Below are 15,545 nucleotides of genomic sequence, written 5' to 3' on the forward strand. Positions count from 1 at the left end.
GCCCCATCGGGTGACGCTCACCGCTCTGCGCCCGCAGTGCTCCGCGCGGAGCCTTCCCGGTGCGCGCGTGCCAACCCCGTCGTTGCCCAGCCGGAGCGTGCGATTCCCCGCTCGTCCGACCGAAGCCGCTCCCCCCCCTCCGGTCAGCAGCCGAAGATGTGACGGATCCTCAAACGCAAGCAGTACGCCTGCGCGGCTGCGCTCCTCGTGCGCCCGGCTCGGCGACGGGCTCGTGCGCCTGCGAGTGGCCGTGCTCGGTGGTGCTGGCTCTACGGTAAACGACCCCGCCTGCGACGGGCTCGTGCCCCTGCGTTCTGCTCGACTACGCGAGGATGAGAGCGAGCGGGCCCGGAGCGCTCTGAACGTCCGCTACTCGTCCGCGGCCTTCCGGCGCGAGGGGATGTACTGGACGGTCTCCTCGCGGGCAGGCTCGCGGAACGCCTCGATGAGCTTCAGGTGGCTCTCGGCGAGGGTCCGCACGTTCGCCTCGAACTGGACGCGCTGGCGCTTCAGCTCGTTGATGTCGTCGACGATGCGGAGGAAGCGCTGGTGCGCGCCCTGGACGATCTTCTCGGCCTGGAGCTCGGCGTCCGAGATCGTGATCTCCGCCTCCTTGCGGGCGGACTCGCGGATCTCCTCGGAGGCCCGCTGGGCCGTCACGAGCGTCTCCTGGAGCGCGCGCTCGCGGCTCCTGAACTCCGCGATCTCCTCGGCCTTGCGGCGGTCCTCCTCGCGCAGCGCGAGGTTCTCCTTCACGAGCGACTCGAACTCGGTCGCCACGAGGGCGAGGAACGCCTCGACCTCCTCGGGGGAGGAGCCGCGGAACACCTTGGAGAACTGCTTCTGAGTGATGTCGAGGGGCGTGATCTTCATTGGGGGCGCGCTCCGGTGGGTCATGATACCGACCCATCCGCGGCTGTCCATTTCGCCCGGCCCACCTCGGCCCACAGGTTGGCCGGCGCGGTTCCCCGTCCGGTCGCTATGATCCCTGCCCGTCGAGGCTCCCACGATGGACTCGTCCGCCGGCCAGATCCTGCTCGCTGCGGTGACGCTCGCCGCGGCGGCGGTCGCGGTGGCGCTCGGCGTCGCGCTCCGGCGGGTCTCCAGGGCGAGGAGCACCCTCGAGCGCGAGGGCGGGACGCTGCGCCGGGAGGCGGAGACGGCCCGTCGCGAGCTGGACGCCGAGCGGCAGCGCGCGAGCGAAGAGCGAGCGCGGCTCGAGGCGAGGGAGCGAGGTGCGCGCGCGGAGGCGGAGCGTTCGGATCGCGCGAAGGACGAGTTCGTCTCCACCGTCTCGCACGAGCTGCGCACGCCCCTCAACGCCGTGCTCGGCTGGGCGCGGCTCCTCCGGCTCGGCAAGCTCGACGCGACCGCGGCCGCGCGCGGGATCGAGACCATCGAGCGGAGCGCCCAGGCGCAGGCGCAGATCGTGGACGACCTGCTCGACGCGTCGCGCATCGTGCGGGGCCAGCTGCGGCTCGACGTGCGTCCCGTCGAGCTCGTGCCGGTCATCGAGGCGGCGCTCGAGGCCGTCCGTCCTGCCGCGGCGGCGCGGAGCATCTCGATCGCGGCGGTGCTCGTGCCGCGCGCCGGGCCGGTGGCGGGCGATCCGGGGCGGCTGCAGCAGGTCGTCTGGAACCTGCTCTCGAACGCCATCAAGTTCACGCCGCCCGGCGGTCGCGTGGAGATCCGGCTCGCGCGCGAGGGGGACGAGGTGACCATCCACGTGCGCGACACGGGCGCGGGGCTCGACCCGGCGTTCCTGCCGCACCTCTTCGAGCGGTTCCGCCAGGCGGACTCGTCCTCGACGCGCGCCCACGGGGGGCTCGGCCTCGGCCTCGCGCTGGTGCGGCACCTCGTGGAGGCGCACGGCGGCTCCGTCTCCGCGTCGAGCGACGGCCCGGGGCGGGGCGCGACGTTCGCCGTGCGGCTGCCCATCTCGCCTCAGCGGCCCCGGCGAACGTCGGAGACGGCTCCGGCGCCGCCGACCGGGCCGCGCGAGCTTCGGCCGCTCGCGGGGCTCGAGCGCGTGCGGGTGCTCGTCGTCGACGACGATCCCGACACCCTCGACGTGGTCCGTCAGGTGCTGGAGGCGGCCGGCGCCCTCGTGACCGCGGCGGCGTCCGCGCGCGAGGCGCTCGCGGCGCTCTCCGCGCGCCCTCCCGACGTGCTCCTGTCGGATCTCGGCATGCCCGGGGAGGACGGGTACGCGCTCATCCGCAAGATCCGCAGCCTCGAGGCGACGCGCGGCGGGCGCGTCCCCGCGGCCGCGCTCACCGCCTACACCCAGGCGGAGGATCGGACGGAGGCGCTGCTCGCGGGCTTCCAGGTCTACCTCGCGAAGCCGGTGGAGCCCGCGGAGCTGACCGCGGCGGTCGCCCGGCTCGCGGGGCGGATGAACTGATCCCCTCTCGCCGGTGCGCAGCGCGCGCGGCGGCCGCCCGGCGCGCCCCTTATGTTATCTTCCGCGCCGCGTCATGCCGTTCTCCGAGCTCATCGCGCAGGATCGCGCCGTGTCCTCGCTGCGATCCGCCCTGCGGCGCGGCGCGCTCCACCACGCGTACCTGTTCGGTGGTCCGGAGGGCGTCGGGAAGGCGACGGCGGCCCGGCTCCTCGCGCAGGCCGCGAACTGCGAGGCCCCGGCGCCAGAGGGCGGGAGCCGCGACGACGCCTGCGGCACGTGCGGGCCGTGCCGGAAGATCGCGCGCGGCGTCCACCCGGACGTGCTCGTGCTCCACGAGGAGCGCGTGATGGCCAAGGCCGGGAGGTGGGATCCGAAGGGCGGCCGCGCGCCCTCCAAGGACATCGTCGTGGACCAGGTGCGGGACGTGGTGGACCGCCGCCTCGCCCTGAAGCGCTTCGAGGGGCGCCGCCGGTTCGTCGTCCTCGATCCCGCCGACGCGATGAACCCTCAGGCCCAGAACGCGCTCCTCAAGACGCTCGAGGAGCCGCCCGACGACACGACGCTCGTGCTCGTGGCGTCGAGCCCCGACGCGCTCCTGCCCACAATCCGCTCGCGCTGCCTGCGCGTGCCGTTCGCGCCGCTGCCGGCGGCGGCGGTCGCGGCGCGGCTCGAGGCGGAGGGCCGGCCTGCCGGGGAGGCGCGGCTCGCGGCCGCGCTCGCGGGGGGCTCGCTGGCGCGCGCCCTCGCGCTCGACGCGGAGACGCTCGCCGCCGAGCGGGACGCGGTGCTGGCCGCCGCCGCCCTCGATCCCGCCGACGCAGGCGCCTGGCTCGCCTTCGCGCGCGAGCACGGCGACGACCGCGAGAGCGCGGCCGAGCTGTGCGCGCTCCTCGCGGTCTGGCTGCGGGACGTCCTGGCGGCGCGCGCCGGAGCCGCCGAGCTCGCCCTCGGGGATCTCGCCGAGGCCACCCGGCGCGCCGCCGCGGCGCTCTCGCCCGCGGAGATCGTCCGGCGACGCGAGGAGGTCCAGAAGACCGCCGCCGCCCTGCGCCAGAACGCGTCGGCGACCCTCGCACTCGAGCGCATGCTCATCGCGTGGTTCCATGGCCGGGGGTAGGGGGACGGCGCCGCGCGGCGCGGCGGGCGCCACGCTCGAGACCTGCCTCGCGGACGTCCGCGGCGGGGCGCCGCGTCCCGTCTACCTGCTCGACGGCGACGCGTTCCTCGCGCTGCGCGCGGCGCGCGAGCTCGCCTCGGCGCTCGTCCCGGAGGCGCAGCGCGCGCTGAACCTCGTCGAGCTCGACCCCGCCACCTCGCCCGCCGAGGTCGCGGCCGAGCTGTCCACCGGCGGCCTCTTCGGCGGCGGCAAGGTCGTGCTCCTCCACGAGCCGGCGTTCCTCACCTCGAAGGAGGACGCGGAGGACGCGTTCCGGCGCGCGAAGGACCAGTGGGCGAAGGGCGCCCAGCGCGACGCGGCGCGGCGGCTGCTCGCGCTCGCCGCGAAGGCGGGCTGGTCCTCGAAGGACCTCGCGCCGGACCGGGGGATCGACCACGCCGCGCTCGCGGCGGATCTCGGCGTGCCGGAAGGCGCTTACGACGCGGCGTTCGTGGAGGGGGCGGCGCGGTTCGCGGCGGAGCGCGAGCTCAAGGTCTCGAAGGACGACGCGTCCGCGCTCGACGCCGCGCTCGAGCGGGGCTTCGCCCGCGGCCACGTCCTCGTCGTCGCCGCCGGCAAGGTGGACGGGCGGCTCCCGCTCGTGAAGCGGCTCGCCGCGGCCGGGCGCCGGGTCACGATCCAGCTGGAGAAGGAGGGCACGTGGGACGCGCAGCGGCTCGTCCTCGGCCCCGTGCTCGAGTCGCTCCTCGCGGGGACCGGCAAGCGCGTCGACCGCGCCGGCGAGGCCCGGCTCGCGGCGCTCGTCGGCGAGGACGCGCGCACGCTCGCCTCCGAGGTCGCGAAGCTCGCCGCCTACGTCGGCGACCGGAAGGTCATCGGCGCGGAGGACGTCGACGCGGTGGTGACCCGCGTCGCCTCGGATCCCTTCTTCGCGCTCGGCAACGCCGTCGAGGCCCGCGACCTCCCGCAGGCGCTGGGCGTGCTCGAGCGCGCGATCGCGGACGGCGGGAGCCCGTTCATGCTGCTCGGCTCGCTCGCGAGCACCGTCCGGCGGATGATCGTCGAGCGGGAGCGCGCGCGCCGCGCGGTGGGCGACCGGCGCATCGGCTCGGCGCGGGAGTGGGAGGCCGAGGTCTTCCCGCTCGTCCCCGAGGACGAGGCGAAGGGCAAGAAGCCCTACGGGTTCTGGATGAAGTACCAGGCGGCGCTGCGCTTCTCGCGGGCCGAGCTGCTCGACGGCCTCGCCGCGCTCGCGGAGGCGGACGTCGCCATGAAGAGCGGGCAGGACGGGCGGATCCGCCTCGAGCGCGTCCTCCTCGGCCTGCTCGCCAGCGGACACATCGAAAGGAGCCACCCTTGAGCCAGCGTCTCCTCGTGACGAGCGCGCTCCCTTACGCGAACGGGTCGATCCACCTCGGCCACCTCGTCGAGTACATCCAGACCGACGTCTACGTGCGGTTCCGGCGGGCGTGCGGCGACCACGTCACCTACGTCTGCGCGGCCGACTCCCACGGCACGCCCATCGAGCTGAACGCCGCGAAGGCCGGGATGACGCCGAAGGCGTTCGTCGAGAAGTACCGCGCCGAGCAGCACCAGGACTTCGCCCGGTTCGGGGTCGAGTTCTCGACGTATTACACGACGGACTCGCCCGAGAACGCGCGCTGGGCGTACCGCGTCTACGACGCCCTCAAGGCGAAGGGGCTCATCTACAAGCGCTCGATCGAGCAGCTCTACTGCGAGACCGACCGGCGCTTCCTGCCCGACCGCTTCGTGAAGGGCACCTGCCCGAAGTGCGGCGCGAAGGACCAGTACGGGGACGTCTGCGAGGTCTGCGGAACGACCTACGACCCCCGCGACCTCATCGACCCGCGCTGCGCGATCTGCGGCAGCACGCCCGTCGTGCGCTCGTCGGACCACGCCTACGTGGATCTGAAGAAGGCCCAGGGGATCATCCGCGCGTGGGTGGAGGAGGAGGGGCACCTCGAGCCGGGGGTGCGGGAGCAGGTGAAGGGCTGGCTCGCCGACCTTCAGGACTGGTGCATCACGCGCGACGCGCCTTACTTCGGGTTCCCGGTGAAGGATCCGGAGTTCGCCGGCAAGTTCCTGTACGTCTGGGTGGACGCCCCCATCGGCTACCTCTCCTCGGCGGAGCACTACTTCACGGAGGAGGCGCCGGAGGGCGAGCGGCTCACCGCGGCCGAGTTCGAGCGCCGCTACCTCGCCGAGGGCGCGGACGCGCGCCTCGAGCACTTCATCGGCAAGGACATCCTGCGCTTCCATGCGGTGTTCTGGCCGGCGATGCTCTGGGCGGCCGGCCTGAAGCGGCCGGACCGGATGCCGGTGCACGGGCACCTCACCGTGAACGGCGAGAAGATGTCGAAGACCCGCGGGAGCTTCATCACCGGACGCACCTACCTCGACTCGGGCCTCGACCCCGAGCTGCTCCGCTACTTCTACGCGGCGAACCTCGGGCCGAGCGTGCAGGACCTCGACCTCGCGCTCGACGAGTTCCGCAACCGCGTCAACGCCGACCTCGCGAACAACGTCGCGAACCTCGCCTCGCGCGTCGCGGCGCTCGTCCCCCGCGCGGGGGCGCCGCTCGCGGAGGCCCCGGAGCCGGCGCTCGTCGAGGTGACGCGCACGGCCCTCGCGCAGGCGCGCGCCGCGTACGGCGCGCTGGAGTACCGCGAGGTGGTCCGCGCGGCGAACCAGGTGGCGGACCGCTGCAACAAGCGGCTCCAGGAGGCGAAGCCCTGGGAGGATCCGGCCTCGGCGGCGAGCCGGGCGCTCCTGTACTCCTGCGCCAAGGCGCTCCGCGGCATCGCCACGATCCTCTGGCCGGTGATGCCGCGCTTCTGCGACGGCCTCGCCGCGGCGTTCGGGCAGGAGCGGCCGGCGCGCTGGGACGAGGGCTTCGATGCCTTCGCCGGCGGCCCCGTCGCCGTCGCCGCGAAGCCCCCCCAGATCGCGCGCCTCGACGCGAAGCAGGTGGAGAAGCTCATCGTGGTGCCGCCCGAGGCGAAGGCGCCGCCTCCCAAGGTGGCCAAGGCGACGAGTCCCGCGGAGACCGCCACCAAGGCGAGCGCGAAGCCGGCGCCGCCTCCGCCCCCGGGCGTCATCCAGTACGACGACTTCGCCAGGCTCGAGCTCCGCGTGGCCCTCGTGCGCGCTGCCGAGAAGGTCCAGGGGGCGGACAAGCTCCTGAAGCTCACCGTCGAGGCCGGCGATCCCGAGCCGCGCACCATCGTCGCCGGCATCGCGCAGGCGTACCCGGATCCCGGCGCGCTCGTCGGCAGGCGGATCGTCGTCGTCGCGAACCTGGCGCCGCGCCCGCTGCGCGGCATCACCTCGCAGGGCATGCTCCTCGCCGCGGGCGAGCCGCCGAACCTGTCGGTGGTGACGGTCGCCGACTCGATCGCGCCCGGGACGCGCGTGAAGTAGGGCGGGGGCGACGCGCGGCCGGGGAGGGCAGGGGAGACGGATCGCATGGGGCTCATCGACTCTCACGCCCACCTCGACTACGAGGACTACGCCCAGGACCTCGACGGCGTCGTCGCGCGGGCGCGCGCCGCCGGGCTCGAGCGCGTCGTCTGCGTGGGGCTGTGGCGCAAGCCTGGAGACTTCGGCAACGCGCTCGAGCTCGCGACCCGCGATCCCGGCTTCTTCAGCGCGACGATCGGCGTCCACCCGCACGAGGCCGCGCGCGTCCCGGAGGAGGACTGGGCGACCGCGGCCCGGCTCGCGGCGGACGCACGCGTCGTCGCGGTCGGGGAGACCGGCCTCGACTACCACTACGACCACTCGCCCCGCGAGGATCAGCGCGCGGGGTTCCGCCGCTCGATCCGCATGGCGCGCGCCGCGGCGAAGCCGCTCGTCGTCCACGTGCGCGAGGCGGACGCGGACTGCGCGGCGATCCTCCGCGAGGAAGGGGTGCCGGCCGCGGGCGGGGTCATCCACTGCTTCACCGGCGACGTGTCCGCCGCGCGCGCCTACCTCGACCTCGGCCTCCTCATCTCGGTCGCCGGGGTCGTGACGTTCAAGACGGCGGACGCGATCCGCGAGGCCGTGAGGATCGTCCCGCGCGACCGGCTCCTCGTCGAGACCGACAGCCCGTTCCTCGCGCCGGTGCCCTTCCGCGGGAAGCGCAACGAGCCCGCCTACGTGGTGAAGACCGCGGAGAAGGTGGCGGAGCTGTGGGGCGCGACGCTCGACGAGGTCGCGGCCGCGACGACGGCGAACGTGCGGCGCCTGTTCCGGATCTGACCGGGGGCTGCGCCCCCCGCCCCGCCGAGCGAAGCTCCGCGCGCACGTGCGCCCCGGCGGACTCGCTTTGCTCGCCTGTTCGCGAATTGATCGTTGAGGCTACCCGCCCCAGCTGCCCCACTCGTCCGCGACGTCGCCCGGCTCCCCGGGCCGGTTCCGCTCGCGCCACTCCTGGAGCTCCCAGCCCCGGCGCTGGGCGAACGCGCGGAACGGCGCCTTGGGGTTCACGACCACCGGGTTCCCCACCGCCTCGAACAGCGGCACGTCGGCGATGGAGTCGGAGTAGAGCCAGCTGCGCGACGGGTCGAGGTCCCACTTCTCGAGCACCGCCTCCACGGCCGCGCGCTTGCCCTCGCGGAACACGACCGGCGGGACGATCTGGTCCGTCACCTTGCCGTCCACCACGCGCGTGCGGGTCCCGATCGCCGCGTGGACGCGCAGGTGCCGGCCGATCTCGTCCACCACGTACTGCGGCGACCCGGACGCGATGAGGACGAAGTGGCCGGACAGCAGGTGCCGGCGGATGTGGCGCATCGCGCCGGAGGTGATGCGCCTGCGCAGGTGGCGCTCGAAGCAGGCGTGCGCGTGGGCGCGGAGGTCGTCGGCGTAGAGGCCCTGCTGGCAGCGCGAGCCGACCTCGACCATGTCCTGCTCGGTCAGCCGGTGGCGGGCGTACTCGTAGATGATGCGCGGGATCCGCGCGCGCATCTCCGGCCGCATCACCTTCTGGTTGTACAGGTACCAGGTGAAGATCGTGCCGGCGTTCCCGTCGAGGAGCGAGTCGTCGACGTCGAAGATCGCCGCCGTGCGGCCGAACGGAACCATCAGGGAGCCCCCGCGCGCCCGGTCGTCGGGCGCACGGGGGCGATTGTACGCGCGTCAGGGCGCTTACGTGCCCTGCTTCGGCTCGGCCGCGGGGGCGTCGGCCGGGGCGGCAGACGCCTGCTCGGGTGCGGAGTCCACCGGCGCGGTCTCCGGAGCGGCCTCCACGGGAGCGGAGGCCGGCGTGGCCGGCTCCTCGGCGTGAGGAGGCGCCTCCGCCTTGCCGGTGTCCTCGAGCTTGGCAGCGAGCGCGGCGAACGGGTTGTGCGTCAGGTTCTTCTTCTCGGGCGGGCGATGCGGCCCCTTGTCGCCGGGGAGCCGCGGCCCCGTGTAGCCCCGCTTCTTGTCGCCGAAGCCGCCGGGCCCGCGGTGCTCGCCGGGGCCGCCGCGGTGCTCGCGCGGGCCGCGCTCGGGGCGCGCCTCGCGCACGGCGCCCTCGGGCCGCGCCTGTGCCTCCGCCGTACGCGGCGCCGGGGCGCCCTCGGCCGGCCTCGCCTCGCCCTGCGCGGGCGGCGGCCGCGGCGCGGGCGCGCGCTTCTCGCGCGGCGGCTTGTTCCGCTTCGGTCCGCCGCCGGCGCCGCCGCCCTCGCGCGGCACGTAGATCACGGGCGTCATGAGCTCCGCCGGCGGCCCCTTCTTCTCGGCCTGCACGGTGGGGAGCTGGCCCCGCCAGATCTGCTGCTCGTAGACGTTGTCCGACGAGGTCCAGCGCTTCGAGCCGGACTCCTTGGCCATCAGGTTGAGCCAGGAGTTCACGCGGCTGTCGAGCTCGTCGATGTAGTGGGTGAGCAGCGCCTCGAGCGTCATCGGCGGCTTCGGCGAGCCGTACTCGAGCCGGCCGTGGTGCGCGAGGACCATGTGCACGACGTGGTGCTCGAGGTCGCGCGGCACGCCCACGCGCCGGGCCTTGTCGTGCACCCACTGCGCGGTCATGACGAGGTGGCCCACCAGCCGGCCCTCGTCGGTGTACTCGGCGTTCCGATCGCCCTGGATCTCGCGGATCTTGCCGAGGTCGTGGAAGAACGCGCCGGCGACGAGCATGTCGCGGTCCACCTGCGGGTAGTGGTCGGCGATCCGGTGCGCGAGCTTGAGCGACGAGACGGTGTGCTCGAGCAGGCCGCCCGCGTAGGCGTGGTGGACGGACTTCGCGGCGGGGGCGCGGCGCATGCGGCTCGCGACGTCCTCGTCGTCCACGAACGCCTTCACGAGGCTCTTCAGGTGCGGATCGACGATGACGTCGACGATGCCGACGAGCTCCTTCCAGAGCGCGTCCTCGCCCTCGCTCGGCCCCGGCTTCTCGGGCTTCTTGGGCTCCGGCGGCGGCGCCCACACGAACTCCGCCGCGTCGAGCGCCGTGGCGTCGGCGACCTTGGCCGCCGTCTCGATCTTGAGCTGGGGCTTGCCCTGGAACGCGCCGATGGGGCCCTCGACCTCGACGTAGTCCTTCTCGTCGAAGAGCCCCGAGAGCTCGTCCACGCGCTCGAACGCGCGGGCCTCGAGCTCCCCCGTCTTGTCCTGGAAGGTGACCGACAGGTACGTCTTGCCGCTCTTCGCGGTGGGCACCGCCTTGCGAGCGACGAGGAAGACGCTCTTCAGCCGCTCGCCCTCCTTGACGTCCTTGACCCAGATCTTGTCCATGGTGCGCGCAAGCTAGCTCAGGCCCGCGCCCGAGACAACACGGATTCCGGCCGGTTCCGGGCCTCTTCGCGCGGCGCGCGCGGTCCTGGACTTCCCCCCGGCCGGGTGGCCGGAGGGCGGCGCGCGCGAGGAGGGGAACGCGGCGCGCGCCCCGGTTAAACTGGAGACGCATGCGAATCGATCGCGAGCACGACGCCCTCCTCGCCGTCGACCTGCAGCACGACTTCCTGCCGGGCGGCGCCCTCGCCGTCGAGGACGGCGACGCCATCGTCGCGCCGATCGCGCGGCTCGCGCCGCGCTTCGCGACGGTGGTGGCGACGCAGGACTGGCACCCGCCGGGACACGTCTCGTTCGCGTCGGCCCATCCCGGCGCGAAGCCCTACGAGACGATCGCCCTCGCGCAGGGGCCCCAGGAGCTCTGGCCGGACCACTGCGTGCGCGGCAGCCGCGGCTCGGCCCTCCACCCGGAGTTCCCGGACGTCGCGGCCACGATGATCCTGCGCAAGGGCATCCACCTCACGGTGGACTCCTACAGCGCGTTCCGGGAGAACGTCGGGCCGGACGGGCACCGCCCCACCACCGGCCTCGGCGCGTGGCTCGCCGCGCGCGGCGTGCGGCGCGTGTTCCTGTGCGGCCTCGCGCGAGACTTCTGCGTGCTCTGGTCCGCGGAGGACGCGGCGGCCGAGGGTTTCGAGACCTTCGTGCTCGACGACCTGACGCGCGCGGTCTTCCCGGAGCGCCGGACCGAGATCGACCGCGCGTTCGCCCGGGCGGGCGTCCGCCTGGTGCGCTCCTCGGAGCTCGACACCGCCTAGCTCGGGCGGCCGCGCGAGCGTCCCGTTTGCGCTCCGCGCGGGCACGTCGAACCTTTCCCGTGGGGAGGGCGATGCGCGCGCTCGTCTACGAGGGGCCGTACCGGGTGCGGGTGAGGGACAAGCCCGCGCCTCGGATCGAGCACCCGGATGACGTCATCCTGCGGGTCACCCGCGCCGCGATCTGCGGCTCGGACCTGCACCTCTTCCACGGGATGGTCCCGGACACCCGCGTCGGCACGACGTTCGGGCACGAGTTCACCGGGGTGGTCGAGGAGATCGGGTCGTCGGTCCGCGGCGTGCGCGCAGGCGACCGGCTCGTCGTGCCCTTCAACATCTCGTGCGGCACCTGCTTCTACTGCGAGCGCGGGCTGTACGGCGACTGCGAGTCCTCGAACCCGATGAACGACCTCGCCTCGGGCGTGTTCGGCTACTCGCACACGACCGGCGGCTACGACGGCGGCCAGGCGCAGTACGTCCGGGTGCCGTTCGCGGACGTGGGCCCGATGAAGATCCCCGACGACCTCGACGACGAGGACGTGCTCCTCCTGTCCGACGTGCTGCCCACGGGCTACCAGGCCGCGGAGATGGGCGCGATCCGCCAGGGCGACGTGGTGGCGGTGCTCGGCTGCGGGCCGGTGGGGCTCGTGGCGGCGCGCTCCGCGTGGCTCCTCGGCGCGTCGCGGGTGGTGGCGGTCGACCGGATCGAGGCGCGGCTCGGGTTCGCCGAGCGCTGGGCCGGCGCCGAGACGATCGACCTTCGGCGCGAGCACGATCCCATCGCCGCGCTGAAGGCGCTGAAGGGCGGGCACGGTCCGGACGTGGTCGTCGACGCGGTGGGGATGGAGGCCTCCGGCTCGGCGTGGCAGACGCTCGTCGGGCGCAAGCTGAAGCTCGCGCCCGGATCGTCGATCGCGCTCCACTGGGCGATCCACTCGGTCCGCAAGGGCGGGACCGTCTCGATCGTCGGCGTGTACGGCCCGCCCGCGAACCTCGTCCCGATCGGCGTCGCGATGAACAAGGGCCTCACCTTCCGGATGGCCCAGGCGAACGTGAAGCGCTACATGCCGCACCTGCTCGAGCACGTCCGCGCGGGCCGGCTCGACGGCAAGGGGCTCATCACGCACCGGTTCCCGCTCGAGCGCGCGCCGGAGGCATACGACCTCTTCGACGCGAAGGCGGACGGCTGCGTGAAGTGCGTGCTCGTGCCGAGCGCGTAGAGGGGGAGGAGATGGACGACGCGGGTCGAGTGAACGTCTCCGGCGCGGGCATCGACGGCGCCACGGGCGTGCGTCCGGGCGTGCCGCGCGAGCGGCGCGCACCGGACCCCGGCGCGCACTGGGACAGGCCCGAGCAGCAGCACGACCTGACGCCGCTCGCGCGGTCGGGGCTCCTGCACGCGACGCCGGTGTTCGGCACCGCCGCGCCGCCGCGAGCGCTCTCCGGCGCGGTGCGGCGCCTCGCGTATCGCGTGCCGGAGCACCGCGCGACGCGCTGGGCGCTCCTGCTCGCGGGCGACAGGCTCGACGTGATCGAGCACCGCCTCGCGGCGGGCCTCTGGCTCCTGCCCATCGCGGCGGCGCTCGCAGTCGGCTACGTGGGCGTGTCTCGCGCGCTGAGGCGGTGAGGTGTCGAGGCGGGGACTGCGCCCCCGAACCCGCGGCGGCTCTGGACGTGGAGCCCCATTCGGCGCTGCGCAAGGCGTGCGTCACCTGCTCGGCCGCACGCAAACTCTGGCGGGTACATCGCGGAATCACGCGGGATTCCTGGAGGCACGCCTCGTGAAGAGGGGCGGACCCCATGAGTCGTATCGAGGCGGAGGCGCGCGAGGTCCTGCTGCGTCGCCGCCGCTCACTCAGCCAGGGAACGTCCCACGCCGCAGCGGATCCCGCCGCGCGCTGGACGGACTACGAGGCCATGCCCGATCCGGTCTCGGAGCTGGCCCGGCGGGAGCTCGCCGACATCGACGCGGCGCTCGCGCGGATCCAGGAGGGGAGCTACGGCCGCTGCCTCAACTGCGGCGGCCCGCTGGGCCTGCAGCGCCTCCGCGCGATCCCCGAGGCGCGCTACTGCCTGGCCTGCAGCGGCCACGTGCACCTCCTGGATTGACGCGGCGCTTCAAGCGAAATCGCAGGCCGGTCCGGGCGGTTGTAGAGGTAGTCACTCCCGCCCGCAGGCGTCGTCGTGTAGCGCTCCAGGCGGGGGCCTGCTATTTCACCCGCCCGTGTTGCCCGAGATCGCACAGCGCGAGCCGACGCTCGCTTACTCGCTTGGCGACGCGCTCTACCTGAACCTGACGAGCGCCTGCACCCTCGCGTGCGTCTTCTGTCCGAAGATCCGCGACGACGACTGGACGGTGGGCGGGTTCGACCTCCGCCTCGCCCGCAACCCGAGCGCGGACGAGGTCTGGGAAGCGGCCGTGCACGCCGGGATCGCAGGGCGATCCGAGGTCGTCTTCACCGGCCTCGGCGAGCCGACGCGACGGCTCGCCGTCCTGCTCGAGGTCGCTCGCAGGCTGCGGGCAGCGGGCGTGGAGCGCGTGCGGGTCGACACCGACGGGCTGGCGTCCCTGCGCGAGGGCTACGACGTCGCTCCCGCGCTCGCGGCCGCTGGGATCTCGGCCGTCTCGGTCTCGCTCAACGCGGCGGACCCCGCGACCTACGCACGGATCTGCCCGAGCCGGTACGGCGAGGCGGCGTACGAGTCCGTGAAGGCTTTCATCCGCAGCGCGGTGCGCTGCATCCCGGATGTGGCGGCGAGCGCGGTTGCGCTCCCCGGCCTGTCCGAGGAGGCGTGCCGGAGCGTGGCCGAGTCACTCGGGGCCCGGTTCCGGTGGAGACCCTTCGACCGGCTCGGTCGGGTCGAGGGGGCCGGCTCGCTCCCCCAGGGAAGCGCGTGAGCCAGGCGGGGTTGGTAAGCGGCTTTGTCCCGTAGGATTGGGGACTTGCGTCGAGATCTGGTGGATCTCGCGCGCAGGATCATGCATAACGTGCGGCATCCTGCACGGTTTGCGCTTGGCGTGAGGCAACGGTGAACATTCCGAACACGGCCGGCCGCTCGGGGAAAGAGCGGATCCTCGTCGTCGACGACGAGCAAAACGCGCGCGTCGCGCTCAGGACCATCCTCACCGAGGAGGGTTACGAGATCGCGGAGGCGGCGGATGGCGAGGAGGCGCTCGCGCTGCTGCCGGGGTTCGCCCCCGCGGCGGTCCTCGCGGACGTGCGGATGCCGCGCATGGACGGCATCACGCTCCTCAAGCGGGCGCGCGAGCAGGGCTCCGACGCGGTGTTCGTCATGATGACCGCCTTCGCGAGCGTCGAGGCGGCGGTCGAGGCCATGCGGGCCGGGGCGGAGAACTACCTCGTCAAGCCGCTCGACGTGAACGCCGTCATCGTCGTGCTCGAGAAGGCGCTCGAGAAGCTCCGGCTCCAGCGAGACACGGCGAACCTGCGCGAGCGCGTCCGCGAGCGCTACCGGTTCCACAACATCGTCGGCGACGCCCCGGAGCTGCAGGCCGTCTACGAGGTCGTCAAGCGCGCCGCGCCGACCCGCGCGACCGTCCTCATCCTCGGCGAGTCCGGCACCGGCAAGGAGCTCATCGCGCAGGCGCTCCACGAGGAGTCGCCGCGCTCCGACAAGCCGTTCATCAAGGTGAACTGCGCGGCGCTCTCCGAGACCCTCCTCGAGTCGGAGCTCTTCGGGCACGAGAAGGGCTCCTTCACCGGCGCCATCGGCCGCAAGGAGGGGCGGTTCGAGCTCGCCGACGGCGGGACGCTGTTCCTCGACGAGATCGGCGACATCTCGCCCGCGCTCCAGATCAAGCTCCTGCGGGTCCTGCAGCAGAAGGAGTTCGAGCGCGTCGGCGGCACGCAGACCATCAAGGTGGACGTGCGGCTCGTCGCGGCCACGAACCGCGATCTCGCCGCCGAGGTGAAGGCGGGGAAGTTCCGCGAGGATCTCTACTACCGGCTGAACGTGGTCGCGGTGACGCTGCCCCCGCTGCGCCAGCGCAAGGGCGACATCCCCGCGCTCGTCTCCCACTTCATCGACAAGTACGCGAAGGCCTACGGCAAGGAGATCCGCGGCCTCGCGCCGGGCACGCTGAACGCCCTCCTCTCGCACGACTGGCCCGGCAACGTGCGCGAGCTCGAGAACGTCGTCGAGCGGGCCGTCGTGCTCTGCAAGGCGACCGAGCTCACCGCGGACGACCTGCCGCCGACCTTGCGCGGGCCGCGGCCGCGCGAGCGGTCCCCGGGCGCCCTCATCCCCGGCGCGACGCTCTACGAGATCGAGCGCGAGGCCATCCTCCGCACCCTCGAGATGGTCGGGGGCTCGACCTCGCGCGCGGCCGAGATCCTCGGGATCAGCGTCCGCAAGATCCAGTACCGGCTGAAGGAGTACGCCTCCGGAAACCGCGAGCCCCGCGAGCACGGGGAGCTCGAGGCGGAGAAGGCGGAAGGGGCGGAGTAGGGCAGGCGGCCCGCCCGCC

General features: G+C 73.6%; 14 protein-coding genes. 11 read left to right on the forward strand and 3 right to left on the reverse strand.

Annotated features, from left to right (window positions below; all coding sequences use genetic code 11):
* Positions 1-369 precede the first annotated feature (369 nt).
* Positions 370-873, reverse strand: a complete 504-nt coding sequence (locus tag MLV88_RS08400; RefSeq protein WP_242340893.1) for a DivIVA domain-containing protein — start codon at positions 871-873, stop codon at positions 370-372.
* Positions 874-1,009: 136 nt separating this feature from the next.
* Between MLV88_RS08400 and MLV88_RS08405 the strand changes: the two genes are divergently transcribed.
* From MLV88_RS08405 to MLV88_RS08425, 5 genes are all read left to right on the forward strand, one after another.
* Complete coding sequence (locus MLV88_RS08405; protein WP_242340894.1) at positions 1,010-2,404, forward strand: hybrid sensor histidine kinase/response regulator; 1,395 nt, start codon at positions 1,010-1,012, stop codon at positions 2,402-2,404.
* Positions 2,405-2,477: 73 nt separating this feature from the next.
* On the forward strand, positions 2,478-3,521 hold the full coding sequence (holB, locus tag MLV88_RS08410) for a DNA polymerase III subunit delta' (protein WP_242340895.1): 1,044 nt from the start codon (positions 2,478-2,480) through the stop codon (positions 3,519-3,521).
* The gene (locus MLV88_RS08415; RefSeq protein WP_242340896.1) at positions 3,508-4,881 is read left to right on the forward strand and encodes a DNA polymerase III subunit delta; all 1,374 of its coding nucleotides are present in this window, start codon (positions 3,508-3,510) and stop codon (positions 4,879-4,881) included. Before holB ends, MLV88_RS08415 begins: the two co-directional genes overlap by 14 nt.
* Positions 4,878-6,962, forward strand: coding sequence for a methionine--tRNA ligase (gene metG / locus MLV88_RS08420; protein ID WP_242340897.1), 2,085 nt, complete (start codon positions 4,878-4,880; stop codon positions 6,960-6,962). Before MLV88_RS08415 ends, metG begins: the two co-directional genes overlap by 4 nt.
* A gap of 45 nt (positions 6,963-7,007) precedes the next feature.
* On the forward strand, positions 7,008-7,784 hold the full coding sequence (locus tag MLV88_RS08425) for a TatD family hydrolase (RefSeq protein WP_242340898.1): 777 nt from the start codon (positions 7,008-7,010) through the stop codon (positions 7,782-7,784).
* A gap of 99 nt (positions 7,785-7,883) precedes the next feature.
* On the opposite strand, the gene MLV88_RS08430 is transcribed toward MLV88_RS08425, so the two are convergent.
* Positions 7,884-8,609 (reverse strand): HAD family hydrolase, encoded by a 726-nt coding sequence (locus tag MLV88_RS08430; protein WP_242340899.1) that lies wholly within the window; start codon positions 8,607-8,609, stop codon positions 7,884-7,886.
* Between the two features lie 63 nt (positions 8,610-8,672).
* Complete coding sequence (locus tag MLV88_RS08435) at positions 8,673-10,244, reverse strand: 3'-5' exoribonuclease YhaM family protein (RefSeq protein ID WP_242360681.1); 1,572 nt, start codon at positions 10,242-10,244, stop codon at positions 8,673-8,675.
* 170 nt (positions 10,245-10,414) lie between these two features.
* Between MLV88_RS08435 and MLV88_RS08440 the strand changes: the two genes are divergently transcribed.
* The 6 genes from MLV88_RS08440 (at position 10,415) to MLV88_RS08465 (ending at position 15,526) form a co-directional block, all read left to right on the forward strand.
* The gene (locus MLV88_RS08440; protein WP_242339258.1) at positions 10,415-11,059 is read left to right on the forward strand and encodes a nicotinamidase; all 645 of its coding nucleotides are present in this window, start codon (positions 10,415-10,417) and stop codon (positions 11,057-11,059) included.
* Between the two features lie 71 nt (positions 11,060-11,130).
* On the forward strand, positions 11,131-12,276 hold the full coding sequence (locus MLV88_RS08445; RefSeq protein WP_242339260.1) for a zinc-dependent alcohol dehydrogenase: 1,146 nt from the start codon (positions 11,131-11,133) through the stop codon (positions 12,274-12,276).
* Positions 12,277-12,287: 11 nt separating this feature from the next.
* Entirely contained in the window at positions 12,288-12,683 is a 396-nt protein-coding gene (locus tag MLV88_RS08450; RefSeq protein WP_242339262.1) for a hypothetical protein, read from the forward strand.
* A gap of 173 nt (positions 12,684-12,856) precedes the next feature.
* On the forward strand, positions 12,857-13,165 hold the full coding sequence (locus MLV88_RS08455; RefSeq protein WP_242339264.1) for a TraR/DksA family transcriptional regulator: 309 nt from the start codon (positions 12,857-12,859) through the stop codon (positions 13,163-13,165).
* A gap of 118 nt (positions 13,166-13,283) precedes the next feature.
* Positions 13,284-13,955, forward strand: a complete 672-nt coding sequence (locus MLV88_RS08460) for a TatD family nuclease-associated radical SAM protein (RefSeq protein ID WP_242353202.1) — start codon at positions 13,284-13,286, stop codon at positions 13,953-13,955.
* Positions 13,956-14,092: 137 nt separating this feature from the next.
* Positions 14,093-15,526: a sigma-54-dependent transcriptional regulator gene (locus tag MLV88_RS08465; protein WP_242353233.1), complete on the forward strand. Its 1,434-nt coding sequence runs from the start codon at positions 14,093-14,095 to the stop codon at positions 15,524-15,526.
* The last annotated feature ends 19 nt before the right edge of the window (positions 15,527-15,545 follow it).

The organism is Anaeromyxobacter soli (genome assembly GCF_022808855.1).
Lineage (GTDB): Bacteria > Myxococcota > Myxococcia > Myxococcales > Anaeromyxobacteraceae > Anaeromyxobacter > Anaeromyxobacter soli.

What these genes read in the sequence shown, in the direction of transcription:
- MLV88_RS08400 (WP_242340893.1), bottom strand. Translation starts at nt 873, where the DNA reads ATGAAGATCACGCCCCTCGACATCACTCAGAAGCAGTTCTCCAAGGTG.
- MLV88_RS08405 (WP_242340894.1), top strand. Translation starts at nt 1,010, where the DNA reads ATGGACTCGTCCGCCGGCCAGATCCTGCTCGCTGCGGTGACGCTCGCC.
- holB (WP_242340895.1), top strand. Translation starts at nt 2,478, where the DNA reads ATGCCGTTCTCCGAGCTCATCGCGCAGGATCGCGCCGTGTCCTCGCTG.
- MLV88_RS08415 (WP_242340896.1), top strand. Translation starts at nt 3,508, where the DNA reads ATGGCCGGGGGTAGGGGGACGGCGCCGCGCGGCGCGGCGGGCGCCACG.
- MLV88_RS08425 (WP_242340898.1), top strand. Translation starts at nt 7,008, where the DNA reads ATGGGGCTCATCGACTCTCACGCCCACCTCGACTACGAGGACTACGCC.
- MLV88_RS08430 (WP_242340899.1), bottom strand. Translation starts at nt 8,609, where the DNA reads ATGGTTCCGTTCGGCCGCACGGCGGCGATCTTCGACGTCGACGACTCG.
- MLV88_RS08435 (WP_242360681.1), bottom strand. Translation starts at nt 10,244, where the DNA reads ATGGACAAGATCTGGGTCAAGGACGTCAAGGAGGGCGAGCGGCTGAAG.
- MLV88_RS08440 (WP_242339258.1), top strand. Translation starts at nt 10,415, where the DNA reads ATGCGAATCGATCGCGAGCACGACGCCCTCCTCGCCGTCGACCTGCAG.
- MLV88_RS08445 (WP_242339260.1), top strand. Translation starts at nt 11,131, where the DNA reads ATGCGCGCGCTCGTCTACGAGGGGCCGTACCGGGTGCGGGTGAGGGAC.
- MLV88_RS08450 (WP_242339262.1), top strand. Translation starts at nt 12,288, where the DNA reads ATGGACGACGCGGGTCGAGTGAACGTCTCCGGCGCGGGCATCGACGGC.
- MLV88_RS08455 (WP_242339264.1), top strand. Translation starts at nt 12,857, where the DNA reads ATGAGTCGTATCGAGGCGGAGGCGCGCGAGGTCCTGCTGCGTCGCCGC.